Origin of the sequence: Rothia sp. ZJ932, assembly GCF_016924835.1 — a bacterium.
GTDB lineage: Bacteria > Actinomycetota > Actinomycetes > Actinomycetales > Micrococcaceae > Rothia.
Genome location: NZ_CP070480.1, coordinates 563,751 through 580,139, shown reverse-complemented (window position 1 = coordinate 580,139; position 16,389 = coordinate 563,751). Strand labels below are relative to the sequence as shown.

Annotated in this window: 15 protein-coding genes; 8 read left to right on the top strand and 7 right to left on the bottom strand. The window is 53.2% G+C overall.

The genetic code is table 11. From position 1 onward, the window contains the following. Positions 1 to 681 carry an FABP family protein gene (locus tag JR346_RS02665; protein WP_204877871.1) on the bottom strand — a complete coding sequence of 227 codons (681 nt, stop codon included), beginning with the start codon at positions 679 to 681 and terminating at the stop codon, positions 1 to 3. Positions 682 to 977: 296 nt separating this feature from the next. Further along, positions 978 to 1,736 (bottom strand): hypothetical protein, encoded by a 759-nt coding sequence (locus JR346_RS02660; RefSeq protein ID WP_205482988.1) that lies wholly within the window; start codon positions 1,734 to 1,736, stop codon positions 978 to 980. A gap of 151 nt (positions 1,737 to 1,887) precedes the next feature. Here JR346_RS02660 and JR346_RS02655 point away from each other — a divergent pair, with 151 nt between their 5' ends. From JR346_RS02655 to JR346_RS02625, 7 genes are all read left to right on the top strand, one after another. Then, on the top strand, positions 1,888 to 2,571 hold the full coding sequence (locus tag JR346_RS02655; protein WP_240334028.1) for a winged helix-turn-helix domain-containing protein: 684 nt from the start codon (positions 1,888 to 1,890) through the stop codon (positions 2,569 to 2,571). Positions 2,572 to 2,670: 99 nt separating this feature from the next. Then, entirely contained in the window at positions 2,671 to 3,684 is a 1,014-nt protein-coding gene (gene mshD, locus JR346_RS02650) for a mycothiol synthase (protein WP_205482987.1), read from the top strand. Between the two features lie 48 nt (positions 3,685 to 3,732). After that, on the top strand, positions 3,733 to 5,940 hold the full coding sequence (locus tag JR346_RS02645; protein ID WP_205482985.1) for an RNA degradosome polyphosphate kinase: 2,208 nt from the start codon (positions 3,733 to 3,735) through the stop codon (positions 5,938 to 5,940). 193 nt (positions 5,941 to 6,133) lie between these two features. Next, on the top strand, positions 6,134 to 7,129 hold the full coding sequence (locus JR346_RS02640) for an NUDIX domain-containing protein (protein WP_205482984.1): 996 nt from the start codon (positions 6,134 to 6,136) through the stop codon (positions 7,127 to 7,129). Between the two features lie 209 nt (positions 7,130 to 7,338). Next, positions 7,339 to 9,540, top strand: coding sequence for an acyltransferase family protein (locus tag JR346_RS02635; protein WP_255521943.1), 2,202 nt, complete (start codon positions 7,339 to 7,341; stop codon positions 9,538 to 9,540). 63 nt (positions 9,541 to 9,603) lie between these two features. After that, on the top strand, positions 9,604 to 10,425 hold the full coding sequence (locus JR346_RS02630; protein WP_205482980.1) for a thymidylate synthase: 822 nt from the start codon (positions 9,604 to 9,606) through the stop codon (positions 10,423 to 10,425). After that, positions 10,425 to 11,000 (top strand): dihydrofolate reductase, encoded by a 576-nt coding sequence (locus tag JR346_RS02625; RefSeq protein WP_205482978.1) that lies wholly within the window; start codon positions 10,425 to 10,427, stop codon positions 10,998 to 11,000. Before JR346_RS02630 ends, JR346_RS02625 begins: the two co-directional genes overlap by 1 nt. A gap of 245 nt (positions 11,001 to 11,245) precedes the next feature. Here the strand turns inward: JR346_RS02625 and JR346_RS02620 are convergent, their stop codons facing one another. Both JR346_RS02620 and JR346_RS02615 read right to left on the bottom strand, forming a co-directional pair. Continuing rightward, complete coding sequence (locus tag JR346_RS02620) at positions 11,246 to 11,704, bottom strand: HipA N-terminal domain-containing protein (RefSeq protein WP_204877879.1); 459 nt, start codon at positions 11,702 to 11,704, stop codon at positions 11,246 to 11,248. Further along, entirely contained in the window at positions 11,701 to 11,904 is a 204-nt protein-coding gene (locus JR346_RS02615) for a helix-turn-helix domain-containing protein (RefSeq protein ID WP_205482976.1), read from the bottom strand. Before JR346_RS02615 ends, JR346_RS02620 begins: the two co-directional genes overlap by 4 nt. Before the next feature lie 205 nt (positions 11,905 to 12,109). On the opposite strand from JR346_RS02615, the gene asd reads away from it, so the two are divergent. Then, the gene (gene asd, locus JR346_RS02610; RefSeq protein WP_204877881.1) at positions 12,110 to 13,249 is read left to right on the top strand and encodes an aspartate-semialdehyde dehydrogenase; all 1,140 of its coding nucleotides are present in this window, start codon (positions 12,110 to 12,112) and stop codon (positions 13,247 to 13,249) included. A 70-nt stretch (positions 13,250 to 13,319) separates the two neighbouring features. Here the strand turns inward: asd and JR346_RS02605 are convergent, their stop codons facing one another. The 3 genes from JR346_RS02605 to JR346_RS02595 form a co-directional block, all read right to left on the bottom strand. Next, the gene (locus JR346_RS02605) at positions 13,320 to 13,727 is read right to left on the bottom strand and encodes a PGPGW domain-containing protein (protein ID WP_205482975.1); all 408 of its coding nucleotides are present in this window, start codon (positions 13,725 to 13,727) and stop codon (positions 13,320 to 13,322) included. A 110-nt stretch (positions 13,728 to 13,837) separates the two neighbouring features. Continuing rightward, on the bottom strand, positions 13,838 to 14,929 hold the full coding sequence (locus JR346_RS02600; protein WP_204877883.1) for a UDP-N-acetylmuramate dehydrogenase: 1,092 nt from the start codon (positions 14,927 to 14,929) through the stop codon (positions 13,838 to 13,840). A 40-nt stretch (positions 14,930 to 14,969) separates the two neighbouring features. Continuing rightward, positions 14,970 to 16,181: an MFS transporter gene (locus JR346_RS02595; protein WP_205482973.1), complete on the bottom strand. Its 1,212-nt coding sequence runs from the start codon at positions 16,179 to 16,181 to the stop codon at positions 14,970 to 14,972. Positions 16,182 to 16,389: the final 208 nt, after the last annotated feature.

Genomic DNA, 16,389 nt, shown 5'->3' with positions numbered 1-16,389 from the left:
TTATTCGCCGCTTTCTGAAGCATTAGATTCATCGTCAAAGGAACCAAACATGGAGGTACCCAAAGAATCGCCTGTCATCGATGAGGTCTTGCGGAGTTCAGCTGAGGCGTGCTTTTCAAGTTTCTTGGTGGTGGGGTTTGCGGTTTCCCAGTCCCACATCAGATTGCCGTTGACCAGCCCCCACAGGCGCACTGAACCAGCGTATTCTTTCGAAATTTCATCGCGCATCAGGTTACCTGTTTGCATACGCACTACGGGGCCTTTCACCATGCCCACGTAGTTTTCGCTGATACCGCCGGGGTGGGCAATGGTTGCCATGATATTGAAAGCATCGTCTGCGTTACGCAGCTTTTCAACGGATTCAGCATCAGAGTACTCGGGCACAATATCGGCAGGCACTAAGCCCGGGCCAACGTCGCCGTCCTTTTGCTCACGATCAATCTGCCAAAAACCGGTTTCAACCGAGATAGTACGCAGTTTATTACCGCTGTCATCAAGCAAGAACGACTCAGCACGGTACTCCACAAAGGGCAACCCGTCTTGAGTGAAGGTAATAATCTGACCGAAAGGAGTCTGTTCAGAACCCTCATACCACAGCGAGCCGGTGCCTTCCCAGGTGCCGAGCAACCATGAAAGGGGTACAAGTTCAGGAGAAAGATTGGTGGGAATTTCAATAGCCATACCCCCATTCTAGGGCTCACCCAGCTATAGCCTAAAGCCTCTTCGCTAGCGGGCGAACGCATCCGTTCCACCAGTACCCTGAATATTCACAGGCTCAAGACACAGAAAAAAGGGGGGCGTTAGCGCCACAGCCAACACCCCCGTTTTTACTCAACGGCAGATACTTACCGGAGTTACTTTTTATTTCTGTCCCTTGAACAAGCCAGCAATTACAGCGTACGCTGCGCCTCCGATGCACAGGAAAGCACCACCGAGCAAGAAAAGGAAGAAAATTTCTAGAGCTTCAATCATGGTTCTTACCCTAACACATAGGTGAGGAATATCGCACTTGTATAGCTTAGAACCCCGATAAAAGCTACGGGTGTCACTCCGAGGGTAATGGCACCGCGCCGTGGTCCCTCCTGCGGACCGGCCGCAATGATGCGCGTACCCAGCAGTCCGACCACCAGCGCAAACACAAGACCAATCAGCATCATGGTCCAGGTATCGCTGTTGCCGTCGTTGTACATACGGGAGAGCGCCACCCAGCCAGCAGCAGAGACCGAAGCCAGCACACCGGTCACACACGAGATCACCGATTCCAAACGTCCGCGAGCGCCCTCACCGCGCAGTAGTTCTAATAAAAAACTACCGACTACGCCTACGGCAGCTACGACCGGCACCGTTGCCAGGCGGTCGTCGTTAGGGGTGATGAGGGCAAAGAGGACGGAGGTAATGCCCGCCAGCAGAATAATGGTGGAGTGCGAGTAAATACGGTGGGTTTCGCGTAATTCGGCAATACCTGTTGCTGCGGGCCATCCGCCTGCTACCAGGGCTACAGCCACTAGACATACAACTGCTGAAACAACCGGTGTGAGCATGGAAGCAACGATAACTGCTACCAGTGATATGCCTGCGGCTGCTGCAACGAGGGTGTACCGAGAACGTTGTGATACCCCTACCCGACCCAAGCGTCCTTCATACATTTTACGCTTTTGTTTATCTCGGAGCTGCCTGAGCTCGGGGACGAAGGTGCGCAGCTTGGTAGTGTGTGCGTCTTGCTCGTAAGGTGGCACGGGCGGAGTTTCCCCTTGTCGCTAGCGGAATACTTATTAAACCATCTTGTACTGTGAAACAGCTTTTCTAAAGGTTAACGGTTGTGTTTTGTAGTATTAATTTTTGAAAGTGCAGTATTTGGGTCTGTGGGTGAAGAATCGGGGTGTGATGGTGAACCAGCTGGTGTTGCTGTCTGATACGGCAAATTCGAGTAGTGATGTTCTTCCTGCCCTTGATTTGCTGGGACATAAGACGCAGGTACTTTCGTTGCAGACTCCTGCTGATGTGCTGAACCGCGAGGCGGAGGCAGTGGTGATAATTGATGCCCGCGAGTCGTTGGTTCAGGCGCGTAATACCGCGCAAATACTCAAATCATCCGGGTTGGTTTCCCCGCTGCTGATGGTGCTCACGGAGGGTGGTTTAGCTGCGGTCTCAAGCACCTGGTTGATTGATGATATTTTGCTCAATACTGCTGGTCCCGCTGAGGTGGAGGCGCGATTGCGCCTAGCTACCGCGCAACTCAGTACAGACGTTACCGACGGTGAACATCTCATTCGCAGCGGTGAGATCACTGTCGATGAGGCGTCGTACACAGCGCGTTTAGCTGGTGAACCGCTCAACCTCACCTATAAGGAATTCGAACTTCTGAAGTTTTTAGCGCAGCACCCGGGGCGTGTGTTCACCCGTGCGCAGCTTCTTTCTGAGGTCTGGGGCTACGACTATTACGGTGGTACTCGCACGGTGGACGTTCACGTTCGTCGTTTGCGTTCCAAACTCGGTTCTGATCATGAGAACCTGATTTCAACTGTGCGTAATGTGGGCTATAGTTTCAGCAGTGTCCGCGGTGAGTCTTAAGCTGAGAGTCCGAAAGAAGCATCAAAAGCGTGTGAGATGGCGGTAACAGCAAGTACAGTTGTTTATGTACTAACCATCTGTTGAAAAGGTCGTACGTTTATGCAGGTATATGATCAGACACGTGCTCCATGTGAGAGCGCCCTAACACCCGAACAACTCAAGAAGTTCGAGACATTCGTTGCTGATGTGACCGCGCATGACGGTACCAGCCCCTTTTCGGAGCAAACCCTAGTAATCCTTCGCCGCTGTGCTCAAGACGATACGGGGGTGGCTCGCCTGTTCACTGTCACAGACGATTGTGGGCAGATACTAGGGGCGTGGGTTGTTGTCACCCCCACCCAAGAATCACCGGGCATTATTGAAGGCGCAGCCCACCCCGCTCAGCGCGGCTGCGGTATCGCTTCGCAGATTACCGATTTCATCTTTACTAAGGTTCTGACGCAGAACGATCTAGCGCAGTACACAGCGTGGGTTCACCAGGTACAAAAGGACGATGACGGCTCCCTTCAGGATATTGCTGCCTACCTCACCAAAAAACACGGGCTGGCCCCGGTCAGAGAACTGCACAAGATGGCGCTGGAATTGACCGATGACTCCGTACACACAATTCGCGTAGCCCACGAAAATACGCAGCTACCGCCAGGTGTTACCCTACGAACTTTCGCAGGTGATTCGGAGGAGCTCGCCTGGCTCACCCTCAACGCAGCAGCTTTTGCTGATCACCCAGAGCAGGGCAAACTCACCCGCGATGATCTTACAGAGCGCATCAACAGCAACTGGTACCAAGCAGAAGGTTTCTTTATCGCAGAAGCACCCAACGGTCTAGCAGGCTACCACTGGACGAAAATTCCGGTTCCTGCCGCGGAGTCTCCCGAAGGAGAGGTCTACGCGGTGGGGGTCTCCCCCGCCTGGCAGGGTAAAAAACTCGGTAAAGCGCTCACTCTCGCAGGCATTGATTACCTGACTCGCGCGTCCGCGCCCACCGGCGAAAAGCTCAGCCGCATTGTGCTCTACGTTGATGCAGAAAACCTGCCAGCAATGGGTCTCTACCGCTCACTAGGTTTCACCGATCTGAGCGTAGACCGCATGTACGAGCGCCCCAAGTCGCCCTAAGACCACTATTCATTCCTTTCAACCCGCACGCTCTTGTAAGAGGAGATTATGAGTACACCTGTTAACACCGGTACCCAGCACATCAGCAACGACATCACAAAAATTGAACGTGCTGATACTCGCGGGGATCGTATTGGTCTCGAAGAAAAAATTAAGCTCCCCAATCTCGCCGGTGATTTTGGTGGCGACCGCTTTCTAGACCGCGAAATCAGCTGGTTGCAGTTCAATACCCGCGTGCTTGAACTAGCAGAAGACCCCAACCTTCACCTGCTAGAGCGCCTCAATTTTCTCTCGATTGTTACCAGCAACCTCGATGAGTTCTTCATGGTGCGCGTTGCCGGTCTCAAGCGCCGTATTGCCACGGGCATCGCGGTGTCATCAGCTGCGGGACTCACTCCTGATGAGCAGATGGAACAAATTTCAACCGCTGCCCACGATCTGCAGAAGCGTCAGGCACGAGTCTTCCACGAACAGGTCATGCCCGAGCTGGCAGAGGAAGGCATTCGCATTGTCTCTTGGAAAGAAATTGATGAGGAGGCAAAGTCACGTCTGGGCACGATGTTCCGCCAGGAAATCTTCCCCCTACTCACCCCCCTGGCTGTCGACCCTGCCCACCCCTTCCCCTACATCTCAGGGCTCTCACTGAATCTCGCGGTTATCGTGCGTAACCCGCAGACTGGCAAAGAACTCTTTGCCCGTCTCAAAGTACCCGAAAACCTGGGCAGAATGGTCGCCGTTTCAACGGAACGCGACGTTAATACCCCCGGTAAAGAAGCCCTGTTTATTCCGCTAGAGGCAATTATCGCGGAGCACCTCGATATGCTCTTTCCCGGTATGGAAGTCGTTGAGCACCACGCCTTCCGCGTCACCCGTAATGAAGACCTTGAAGTCGAAGAAGACGACGCCGAGAACCTGCTCAAGGCTTTAGAGAAGGAGCTGCTGCGCCGCCGCTTTGGCCCTCCCGTGCGTCTTGAAGTAGAAGACACTATCAACCCCAACATTCTTGACCTGCTCATTTCTGAGCTGCGCGTGAGCCAGGGCGAAGTGTACAAGCTACCCGCGCCGCTAGATATGCGCGGTGTCAGTGCCATCGTCAAGGCTAAGCGCCCCGCCCTGCACTACCCCAAACATGTGGCTCATACCTCGCGCTGGCTCAACTCGGCAGAAACCGCCAAGGCTGCGGACGTGTTCGGGGCAACCCGTGACCATGACGTGCTGCTACACCACCCCTACGACTCCTTTGCCACCTCTGTGCAGGCATTCTTGGAGCAGGCTGCTGCAGACCCCAAAGTCGAGGCTATCAAGCAGACTCTCTACCGCACCTCAGGTGATTCGCCCATCGTGGACGCGCTCATTGAAGCTGCAGAAGCCGGCAAACAGGTACTGGCACTGGTTGAGATCAAGGCGCGCTTTGACGAAGAAGCGAACATTAAGTGGGCGCGAAAGCTAGAACGCGCGGGCGTGCATGTAGTGTACGGCATCGTTGGTTTGAAGACCCACTGCAAGCTCTCACTGGTGGTGCGTAAAGAAACAGACGGTCTGCGTCGTTACGCTCACATCGGCACCGGTAACTACCACCCCTCCACAGCGCGTTTCTACGAAGATCTCGGTTTGCTCACCTGCGACCCTCAGATTACCGAAGACGTGTCACGTCTGTTCAATCAGCTCTCAGGCTACGCGCCCAAAACCACTTACAAAGAACTCTTGGTGGCGCCGCGTTCGCTACGCTCAGGTCTCATAGACCGCATCAATAAGGAAATCGAGCACAAGCTAGCTGGCCGTCAAGCCCAGATTCAAATCAAGTGCAACTCCATGGTGGACGAAGCGATTATCGACTCGCTCTACCGCGCCTCCCAGGCAGGGGTTGAAGTCAATGTTGTGGTACGCGGAATCTGCGCGCTGCGCCCCGGCGTACCCGGTTTGAGCGAAAACATTAAGGTTCGCTCTATTCTGGGCAGGTTCTTGGAGCACTCGCGCGTTTTCACCTTCGCGAACGCCGGCGACCCTGTTGCCTACATCGGTTCAGCCGATATGATGCACCGCAACCTTGACCGCCGTGTTGAAGCCCTGGTACACGTCAAGCAAGCAGAACACATCAAATACCTCTTTGACATGTTCAAGCACTACACCTCAGAGAAAACCAGCAACTGGATTCTCGAATCAGACGGTAACTGGGTGCGCCACCACCTTGATGAGAAGGGCAACCCCCTGCGCGATGTGCAGGCAATGTACCTAGAATCTCGCCGTAAAAAATAAAAACTCATGGATGGCTGACCTGCCCCCCCCCGCATACGGGGCAGGTCAGCTTATCTCGTCTGGATTCTTTCACGCTCGCTGAGTACTCACTACCCCTTTAGCGGCTTACAAAAATAGTAAGATGTTTACGATAGCCCCACCCCGGCTACCGTAACCTTTGTTATGGTTTTTCAAGAAAGTCAACAGTACACACATGTCTCCCCACCAGTTGTACAGCGCTGCGCGCTCAGACCACCAGCTTAACGTCACTAAAACAACCCATAATATGCCGCCGGTTGTTGCCGCAGGTTGCATCATCTGGCGTCAGAAAAAAGACAAAATCGAAGTGCTGATTATCCACCGCCCCCACTATGACGATTGGTCATGGCCCAAGGGCAAACAGGATCACGGGGAAACCGTTGCAGAGACCGCGGTGCGCGAGGTACGTGAAGAGGTCGGTCTCACCGTCACGTTGGGTGCGCCGCTGGCAGTGACCCGTTACTCCATCAAGCACAGTAAAAAAGAAGTTTTCTACTGGGCAGCTCGTGCCTCATCAAGCGATCACGCCCAAGCTGATTTGAGTGAGGTCGATGAATTGCGCTGGGTTAGCCCCGCTGAGGCGCGAAAGCTCCTCAGCAACGACACCGACCAAGAGCCCCTAGATGCCCTTATTGCCCTGCATGAACGCGGTCATCTGCACACGCGTCCCGTCATTATTGTGCGCCATGCCAAGGCAAAGCCCCGTTCATCTTGGGCAGGTGCCGAGGGCGAGCGTACCCTTGTGGCAACCGGCAAGCGTCAGGCGTTAGCGGTGGGTGAGCTTTTGCAGGTTTGGGCTCCCACTCGTATTATTTCTTCACCCTGGACGCGCTGTATGCAGACGGTGGCACCGTACTCCAAAGCGACGGGTCTTGTTATTAAACAAAAATCAGCGCTCACCGAGGCGGCCTACAAGGCGCACCCGAAGAAGGTCGCCAAGATTATTCAGGGGCTTTTTGATAAAGATGATTCGGTCATGCTGTGTACCCACCGCCCGGTTTTGCCTACAGTTTTGGAAGTTTTAGCGGGTGTTATGGACGCTGGACTGGCAAAAAATCTGCCCGCCGCCGACCCCTATCTGACTCCCGGCGAGATGCTGGTGATGCAGGTGAGTGTGGGCGCCCAGGCAGAGATTGTTTCTTTGGAACAGATCAAACCTTTCAGTGACTAATCACACAATGCGTGCAGAATGAATCTACCCAGCAAAAAATCTATAAATAAGACTACACACAGGTAAAATTTCCCCATAACGCTGGAACCTTACTGAAAGTAGCTTGTCACCCCACATATCTTCTCACGTCGCATCCCCCCCCCCGAGGGTTTAATTCACGGTTAAAGCATCCGCAAGTAGCATAGAAACCAGCAGGTCTTCGCACCGATATCCAGGCTCTGCGAGCACTTGCAGTGCTCTTCGTCGTTATCAACCATCTTTGGGCTGATGGCTTTACCGGTGGCTACATTGGCGTTGATATTTTCTTTGTCATTTCTGGTTACCTCATCACCAGCCACCTGCTCAAAGAGATTAGCAGCACCAGCAAGGTCATGTTGCCGCGCTTCTACGCTAGACGCGCTCGAAGGCTTCTACCTGCCGCTCTACTGGTGACCGTGACAACTCTGGTACTGACTGTTATCTACGTACCCGCCCAAAACTGGGGTAAAATCCTCTTTGAAGGTTTTGCTGCCACCGCTTACTTTCAGAACTGGGCGCTTTATTCATCAGCCACCGACTACTTTGCTCAGGCTAACCAATCTAGCCCCTTCCAGCATTACTGGTCTCTTTCAGTGGAAGAGCAGTTCTATCTTCTGTGGCCGGTCTTGTTTCTAGTCTTCTGGCACCTCAGCAGAAAAACCGCACTCTTCTTCGGTGCTCCCCGTGCGCTCCCGACCATTTTGCTGGGCATTACACTGCTGCTTATTCTGGCGTCTCTTATCTTCTCCACTCAAGAGCTACAGACCAACCCCGCTGGTGCCTATTTCAATACTTTTGGACGTGCCTGGGAGTTCCTATCAGGTGGTGTGGTTGCGCTCGGCATACAGTTAGGTAGCCACAAGGCCCAGATAAACAGACCTTTAGCTTTTCAAGCAGCACTCTCGATTCTTCAAGTAGGCTCTTGGGTAGCTCTGTTCACCTTTGGTTTCTTCTACTCAGAGAACACGAGCTTCCCCGGTGTGATGGCACTACCACCTGTTCTAGCAACACTTCTTATTCTTGCTACAGGTCCCATAACCTACGCGCCAGCACTACGGACTGCCATCTCTTTCAAGCCGGTTCAGTTCATCGGCGATATCTCTTACTCCCTCTATCTTTGGCACTGGTCGCTGATGATCTTGCTACCCTATATTTTGCAGAATCAGTTGGATTTCTGGTCGAAGCTAGGAATTCTTGGGGGATCAATTCTTCTAGCGTGGCTCAGTAAGGTCGCTGTTGAAGATCCGAGCCGCAGGCATCTCTTCACGGCTTTCAAACCCCACGTAACGTTAGCTACTGCGTTGGCATCAGTGATAATTATGGCTGGAGCAACGTCACTGCTCAACATCCATTCCGCCCAAACACAGCAAAATCTAGCAGCAGAATCCAAAAAATTATTTACTTCTACTGAGGAAGCCGCAGCTCAGTCTGCTGAACAAGACCCAGCGGATGATGAGTCTGCAGAGAAGACAGCACCAGTGAGTTGCTACGGCGCTAACCGGCTGATGGAGATCAGCAGTGGTTGTCCCAAGCCAGCTTTTGCTCCTGCTGTTTTGTCGGTAGCAACTGCTGATGAAGCACCGTGGGGAGGATACCCTGCTCATTGCCAATACCTTGTCAACGAAAATCTACCCAACATCGCAGTCGGATTTAAACGAATCCTCGAATGTGATTTTTCCGTACATCAACAGCCCTCCCAAGAAGTTTGGTTGATTGGAAATTCACATGCTGAACATTGGATGCATGCGCTGATTCCTATCGCGAACGCAAACAATTGGAAACTAACCTTAGATATGCAATCAAGTTGCCCAGCAATTAATACTCCGCTAAGCACCCGGCACTTCACTGAACCTTTTGTGCAGGAATGCCTCACATGGTATCCACAGACTTTGGCAAAGCTTCAGCAAGTGCAACCTGATCTTGTCTTTTACTCATCTAATGCCAGCAGTCTTATTGATGCTCCGCAGGGCCTACCGATGCTGACCGAAAATACCAAGAAACTTGAAGCTCAGGTTAAAGCTATATCTGAAGATACTGAGATTGTGGTACTTAGAGATACACCCCACGCTGGCAATTTTATCGGCCCGGCGTGCATTCAGGTTTCTGGTTCCATTGAGTCAGGGGGTACGGCTCCCCTCGATAAGCTGGAATGGCGCGATTATCTGGCAGATGCGGCGTCCGATCTTTCGACTAAGCACCACAACCTGCACAGCCTAAATATGCTTCCCTATTTCTGCGTTGACGATACCTGTTCCGGCGTCACCGGTGAAGTTCCTGTCTATTACGACTCCAACCATATTTCCCGAAGCTACGCTAAGTCTTTGGCTCCTGCTTTGAGATACGAGCTGGGAAAAGCGCTTGATCAGGACTTCGCTCCGCCAGTCTATGAATAGGGTGGCTATAGTTTTGTTGTTAGAATAGCCGGTGAGAAAAACCTGTACAGAGAGTCTTCCGCTATGTCTATCTTGCTCACCCCCTACGAGGATCTTCTCGCAGAGATTATGGAAACCGGGGACGAGAAATCTGACCGTACCGGTACCGGCACCCGCAGCGTTTTCGGTCGTCAGATGCGTTTTGATTTGCGTGAGTCTTTTCCGCTGATTACTACCAAGCGGGTTCATTTCAAATCTATTGCGGTTGAACTGCTGTGGTTTTTGCGCGGGGATTCCAACGTGCGTTGGTTACAAGAGCGCGGTGTAAGTATCTGGGACGAGTGGGCTGATGAGGACGGCGAGCTTGGCCCGGTTTACGGCGTACAGTGGCGCTCCTGGCCTGCCGGTCACGGTGAGACCATTGACCAGATTGCCAAGGTCATTGAGTCACTAAAAACTAACCCTGATTCTCGCCGTCATATTGTTTCTGCGTGGAACCCTGCCGAAGTTGATGAAATGGCTTTACCACCCTGTCATGCCCTCTTTCAGTTCTACGTTCGTACAGGTCAGGACGGCACCCGAGAGCTGTCTTGCCAGCTCTACCAGCGTTCGGCAGATATGTTCTTGGGCGTACCTTTCAATATTGCTTCTTACGCCCTGCTAACCCAGCTCATTGCTGAAGAGGTAGGCATGGTACCCGGTGAGTTCGTGTGGACGGGCGGGGACTGCCATATCTACTCCAACCACTTCGAGCAGGTACGTGAGCAGCTCTCGCGTGAGCCCTACCCCTACCCTCAGCTACGCGTAAAAAACAAGAAAGCGTCCATCTTCGACTACGAATTTGAAGATTTCGAGCTGGTTGATTACCGCCACCATCCGACCATCAAAGCCCCGATCGCCATCTAATGAATCTTCCTGAACTAGCGGCTATTTGGGCGCAGACAGAAAACGGTGTCATCGGACGCGACGGAGATATGCCCTGGTACGCGCCCGAAGACCTCGCGCACTTTAAGAAAATCACCGGGGCATCCCCTGTTCTCATGGGCAGGGTGACATGGGAGTCTATCCCCCCGCGGTTTCGCCCCCTGCCCGGCCGGTTAAACATCCTTGTCTCGCGCTCTGTAGCTAGCGTCCAGCAGAAGGACGGGGCGCTGTGGGTGCCTAATCTGCCTAACGCCATTGCTGAGGGAGTCTCCCGTGGCGGGCACGCGAGCACCCTCTGGGTGATGGGCGGAGCCAGCATCTACGAACAGGCATTAGCCCTCACTGAAGTCCCCGGTATTCTTGGTGGCAGGCTCAGCCGCGTTGAACGCACCGTCTTTGAGGGAAAAGTCAGTGGGGACGCCTACGCCCCACTCTTGGGCAATGAATGGGAGCGCGCGTCAGCCACCGACAGCAGAACCTCAGAGAAGGGCTACCTACTGGGCAAAGACGGCGAACGCACCGAACTCACCTACCGGTTTGAGAGCTGGAGACGGTAGGGCAAGCATTCTGCACAGGTGAAAACTATCTGGCAGTTACCATCGCAGTTTTATAGGCATTGCCTTATTATTTCCAGTAGGTTGAAACAAATCGCGCGGCCGAGAGTGACTCTAAGCCATCCAAAATTTTTTGCGCAGAATCTTCGAACCCAAACTTTGTTCCAACTTTTTCAAAGACTGAGGGAAGCGATGACAGGACTTCTTCTACAATTCCTTCAGCTCTAGTAGCTTCAATGCCGAGTCTCTTACCCTCTACCAGCAGATCCTTCATCGGAGAGGACGCGTGTGTTCTGCCGGTAAAAGTTTCGACTTTCGTGCAGCAGATTTTCAAAGCTAGCCTCGTCCAGAAGATGCTGAGAACTTATTTTCTGACGGTTTGCGTCGCTACTGGGTGTACCAGGTGGGAGTAGTTGAAGAGCTCCCGCGACATCCTGCCCATAGTGGCCTAAGAGGCTAAAGACTGATCCTGCAGATATTCCAGCTTCTCGCGCCATATTAGAGATAGCTTGGGTATTATCGGGCAAGAGTCCTTTGAGGAAAGGAAGAGCCACTTTGTTTTTGTGAACCTTATTCCGTTCAAGCATTGAGAGGAAGAGATGGACCTGTCCCTCATACTCTTCGCTATAGGAAAAAGTAATTTGACCGTTTTTCTCGGTGAAAGTTCCGCACAGTTCACCATCAAGATAGGCGTTCAGTTCGCTCATTCTTTGCCCTTTGCCTCTTTAGCTCTTGCCTCAAGTTCAAGTTCTAGCGCCCAGAAAACATCGAGCACTTTATAAAGCTCAACAGTGGGTTTACCCTGTTCCATCTCAACATACCACTTACGTGATACGCCTATCTTTGCCGCCACTTCTTTTTGGGTCAGCCCCAGCCCTTCACGGCGTAGCCTAAAAAAATCTCCCACTTGGGAGGTTGTCTCAAGCGTTCGGACTTTATTACTTTTTCTTTGATACACCCTCTTAGCGTAACCGAACGGGAACTTCCCTAAAAGTAACCGAGCGGTGACTTTTTATAAAGTCACCGCTCGGTTACAGGTTTTCAAACGGAGTGTCATTTCACCTTCTGAACGCTTAGCGCGCGTAACTTGCACCCCCGGTTAGACTAAAACTATGACTTTTATATCCGGTGATTCAGTAGGTTTTGTAGGCTACCGCGGTATGGTGGGTTCTGTGCTCATGAAGCGCATGCTCGAAGAGGGCGACTTCGCGGGCATTACTCCCGTCTTCTTCTCCACTTCAAGTGCGGGCAAACCCGCCCCCACCTTTGACGGTGCACTCGAAGAAAGCACCTTGAAGGACGCATACGATATCGACGAGCTGGCAAAGCTACCTATTATCGTGACCACTCAGGGTGGCGACTACACCACCGCCGTCCGCAATAAGCTAAACGATCGCGACTGGGACGGCCTGTGGATTGACGCAGCCTCCACCCTGCGCATGAACGACGACTCAGTGATTGTTCTTGACCCCGTTAACCGCGACGTCATTGACCGCGGTCTCGAATCAGGCATCAAAGACTTCGTGGGTGGCAATTGCACCGTCTCCTGCTTGCTCATGGGCTTAGGCGGTTTGTGGAAGCAGGGTCTAGTGGAGTGGGGAACCTCCATGACCTACCAGGCAGCTTCCGGCGGCGGTGCCCGCCACATGCGTGAAGTTCTCACCCAGTTTGGTGAACTCAACGGCACCGTTGCAAGTGAACTTACCGACCCCGCGTCCGCTATTCTCGAGATTGACCGCAAGGTACTTGCCAAGCAGCGCTCCGGTGAACTCGACACTAGCCAGTTCGGCGTGCCGCTAGCAGGCTCGCTAATTCCCTGGATCGACTCCGACCTCGGCAACGGTCAGTCCAAAGAAGAATGGAAAGCAGAAGCAGAATCCAACAAGATCCTTGGTCTTGAAGGCGATGACCGCGTAGTCCTTGACGGGTTGTGCGTCCGTATTGCCACCATGCGCTCACACTCCCAGGCACTGACCCTCAAACTCACCGAAGATCTCAGCGTTGAAGAAATCGAAAAAATTATCGATGAAGACAACCAGTGGTCAAAGGTAATCCCCAATGAGAAAGAAGCAACTGTGGAAGGTCTGACCCCCGTCGCTGCCTCGGGTACTCTGGATATTCCCGTCGGTCGTATTCGCAAATTGAATATGGGTCCCCAGTACATTTCAGCTTTCACCGTAGGTGACCAGCTGCTTTGGGGAGCGGCTGAGCCCATTCGCCGTATGCTCAAAATTGCCACCGGCACCCTCTAAAAACCCTAAGCAGTGTAGAGAGCAAAAAATCGGCTACCTGAACTTTTCAGGTAGCCGGTTTTTCTATGTTTTATTCGGGACGCACAGGCTGAGATATATGACAGCCGCTGGGGCAATAGTGCTGTTGGTTATCGCGGTCAGCCCAGATACGCGCCTGCTTGCGGCGATGCGCGTCATAACGCTTTTCCTGCGCTCGATGCCAGATGCCCAAGACCTTCGATTTGCTCCACAGGTTCAAGCGGTGGGCCCAGTGGAACTCTGTGCCCCACAAGCCCAGCCCCATGAAAATGAAGAGCCAGCCGGGCCCCGGAGTAATGAGCATCACCAAACCCATCAAAATGAGCACAGCACCCACCACACTCACAATAATGCGATAACACCACAGCAACACCGGATGATGGTGCAAAAATCCACGCAGACGGTGCATCGCCCGATGCACGCGTCCTTCACTCTGAGCAATCTCTCGATCGAGCCCCATAGCCCCCCCTCTACCCTTGACCGATCACCGATACCTTACCGGGTAGGACGCTACGCGCGGGTTAATAGACCAGCGCACGTAACGCACCCAGTAATTTTCTGCGTAACAGATTAGATGTGTGTACCCACAATAACGGGCTCGGGCACCAGCTCAATGCCGAAGGAGCTGAAAACCCCGTCGCGCACAGCGCGAGCGATACTCATCAAATCCTCGGCAGTTGCCCCGCCACGGTTGGTAATTGCCAGAGTATGCTTGGTGGAAAGGGACGCGCGTGCTCCGGTGAGCTCGGCAGCTTCGCCCTCAAGCCCAAAGCCCTTTTCAAAGCCTGCGTGCTGAATAAGCCAAGCAGCTGACAGTTTAATTTTCCCGTCAAGCACCTGCCCACGAGCGTCAGTCGCGGGATAAGCGGGGGCGTCTTCGGGCAGATTTTTACGCGCTGATTCATCCACAATGGGGTTAGTGAAGAAAGAACCGGTGGAGTAGGTATCACGGTCGCTGGCATCTAGAACCATGCCCTTACCCGCACGAAGTTTCAGCACTGTCTCACGCACGGTAGGCGCGTCCGCCCGTTCGCCCACTTCAACGCCCAGGGTGTAGGCAAGCTCAGCATAGCGAATAGGGGCAGAACGGCTACCGAAAGCCAACTGGAAATCAACAGTCAGCACCACATAGCGGGGACTGCCATTCACCGTAGTCTCTTTGAGCAGAGAATGACGGTAGGCGAATTTCAAATCAGCGGGTGCAAAGGTCTTGAGGTTGCCCGTTTTGCGGTCCCAGGTACGCACACGGAAAATAGTGTGTGCAACCTCTGAACCGTAAGCTCCGACGTTCTGCACCGGTGTTGCGCCCACAGTGCCGGGGATGCCTGAGAGGGCTTCTAGACCTGAGTACTCTTTATCGACGGTGTATGCCACCAGATCATCCCAGCTATGACCAGCTTGGACGCGCACAATAGCCCCACCGCAGCTGGGAGTATCATCGCGCTCGATGCCTTTGGAGGCAATGTGTACGACGGTGCCGTCAAAACCTTCATCACCGACGATGAGGTTAGATCCGCCACCGACAACCAGCAAGTTCTCCCCCGCTGCGTCAGCGGCTTTCACAGCCTCGATAATCTCAGCTTCAGATGTTGCTCGAACATACTTTTTGGCAGAACCACCAACGTTGACAGTGGTTAGCTCACTCAATAACATTTCACTCACTCCCCCAGTGTACCGTCTTGTTGGGTGCAGCAGGCAGTGACTACCGGTCAAGAATCTCAACATGGATTGGTTCTTGTTTCTTATAAATTTCAAGATAGCGGGTCATAGCGAAAGAGACCGCGACGAAGATGAGCACGCCCAACAAACCGTGGCGGATGCCGAAGATCTCGCCCAACAAACCCAGGATCGGAGGGCCGCCAAGGAAGGCCGCGTAGCCGATGGTTGATACCACCGATACACGTACCGCTGATTTGATGGGGTCATCAGAGGCTGCGCTCATGCCCGTGGGAAACCCTAAGGACGCGCCCAGACCCCAAATAACGAGTCCCACGAAACCGGTGGGTGCGTTGGGAGCGAAAATGAAAATAATCAAACCAATCATGGCGAGAGTACAGGTGACTCTCAAGACCGGAATGCGACCGTAGGTGTTGAGCAGACGGGTGCCCGTTAGGCGTCCGGTGGTCATTGCAGCGACGAAAGTGAAATAACCCAGCGAACCAATTGTGGCGGTAGTTCCGTACTCCTGAGTGAGAGCCAGGGCAATCCAGTCATTTGCCGAACCTTCAGCTAAGGCCATACCCAGCACGAAGAAACCAATGAAAATAGTGTGTTTGTCGCGCCAAGCGTCCTTAACTCGGTAGGCGCTGACCTGCGCCATCATGGCGGTGTTGTCTTGACCGTAGTTCTCAGAAAAGCACAGACGCAAAGCGTAAAGCACCAGGGTGAGAATCAAAGCTGCCATGTACCACATGTGGATGCTAAAGGGCACCCCTAGGTAGGTATCGAGGGCACCGATACCGGCACCAACCACTGTGCCAATCGAGAAGAAGCCGTGCATGATCGGAGTCACGAAGCGCCCCAAAGCACGCTCAACGGCAACCCCCTGCACGTTAGAAGCAACATTCGACACAGCAGTACCCAAGCCCATGCCGGTGAGCGAAAGAGCAACAATCCACACCTGAGACAAAGCCACCCCCAGCCCCAGCCCACACATCCCCACAACAGAAAGCAGGTAGGCAAAAAGGATGCAGCGCTGGGCACCAAAACGAGACACTAAAACGCCCGAAAGAGAAACCGCCGAAAATGAACCAACAGTCTGAGCAAGCAGTAGTACGCCCATGGGACCCGCCGTGAGGTTCAGCCCGTGCGCTACATCGTGCAAGCGCGCCAGCCAGGATGATGTCAAAAGCCCCGACGCAAAAAATAAAATCAAAACAGCCCGGTACCAGCCCTGAATCTGCTGATCAGTCACTACCGTTTTCACAAATTCTCTCTCAGCTTTTCTTATCAACAGGATTACCCATCACAGAAAACACGCAAGGGTGCCCCTCTCGTAACTCTCAAAGAGCACAAATTATTTCTGGGCACATGCACAGTCTCACCGCGGGGCGAGTTCCCCTCGCAAACTACTTCTACGACTTTAGTTCAGAGCTGAGGGAGCACGCGGGAACGGCAGGGGT

Bases quoted from the DNA above. Each gene is read 5' to 3' on its own strand.
- JR346_RS02665 (WP_204877871.1), bottom strand. From the start codon at position 681: ATGGCTATTGAAATTCCCACCAATCTTTCTCCTGAACTTGTACCCCTT.
- mshD (WP_205482987.1), top strand. From the start codon at position 2,671: ATGCAGGTATATGATCAGACACGTGCTCCATGTGAGAGCGCCCTAACA.
- JR346_RS02645 (WP_205482985.1), top strand. From the start codon at position 3,733: ATGAGTACACCTGTTAACACCGGTACCCAGCACATCAGCAACGACATC.
- JR346_RS02640 (WP_205482984.1), top strand. From the start codon at position 6,134: ATGTCTCCCCACCAGTTGTACAGCGCTGCGCGCTCAGACCACCAGCTT.
- JR346_RS02630 (WP_205482980.1), top strand. From the start codon at position 9,604: ATGTCTATCTTGCTCACCCCCTACGAGGATCTTCTCGCAGAGATTATG.
- JR346_RS02625 (WP_205482978.1), top strand. From the start codon at position 10,425: ATGAATCTTCCTGAACTAGCGGCTATTTGGGCGCAGACAGAAAACGGT.
- JR346_RS02620 (WP_204877879.1), bottom strand. From the start codon at position 11,704: ATGAGCGAACTGAACGCCTATCTTGATGGTGAACTGTGCGGAACTTTC.
- asd (WP_204877881.1), top strand. From the start codon at position 12,110: ATGACTTTTATATCCGGTGATTCAGTAGGTTTTGTAGGCTACCGCGGT.
- JR346_RS02605 (WP_205482975.1), bottom strand. From the start codon at position 13,727: ATGGGGCTCGATCGAGAGATTGCTCAGAGTGAAGGACGCGTGCATCGG.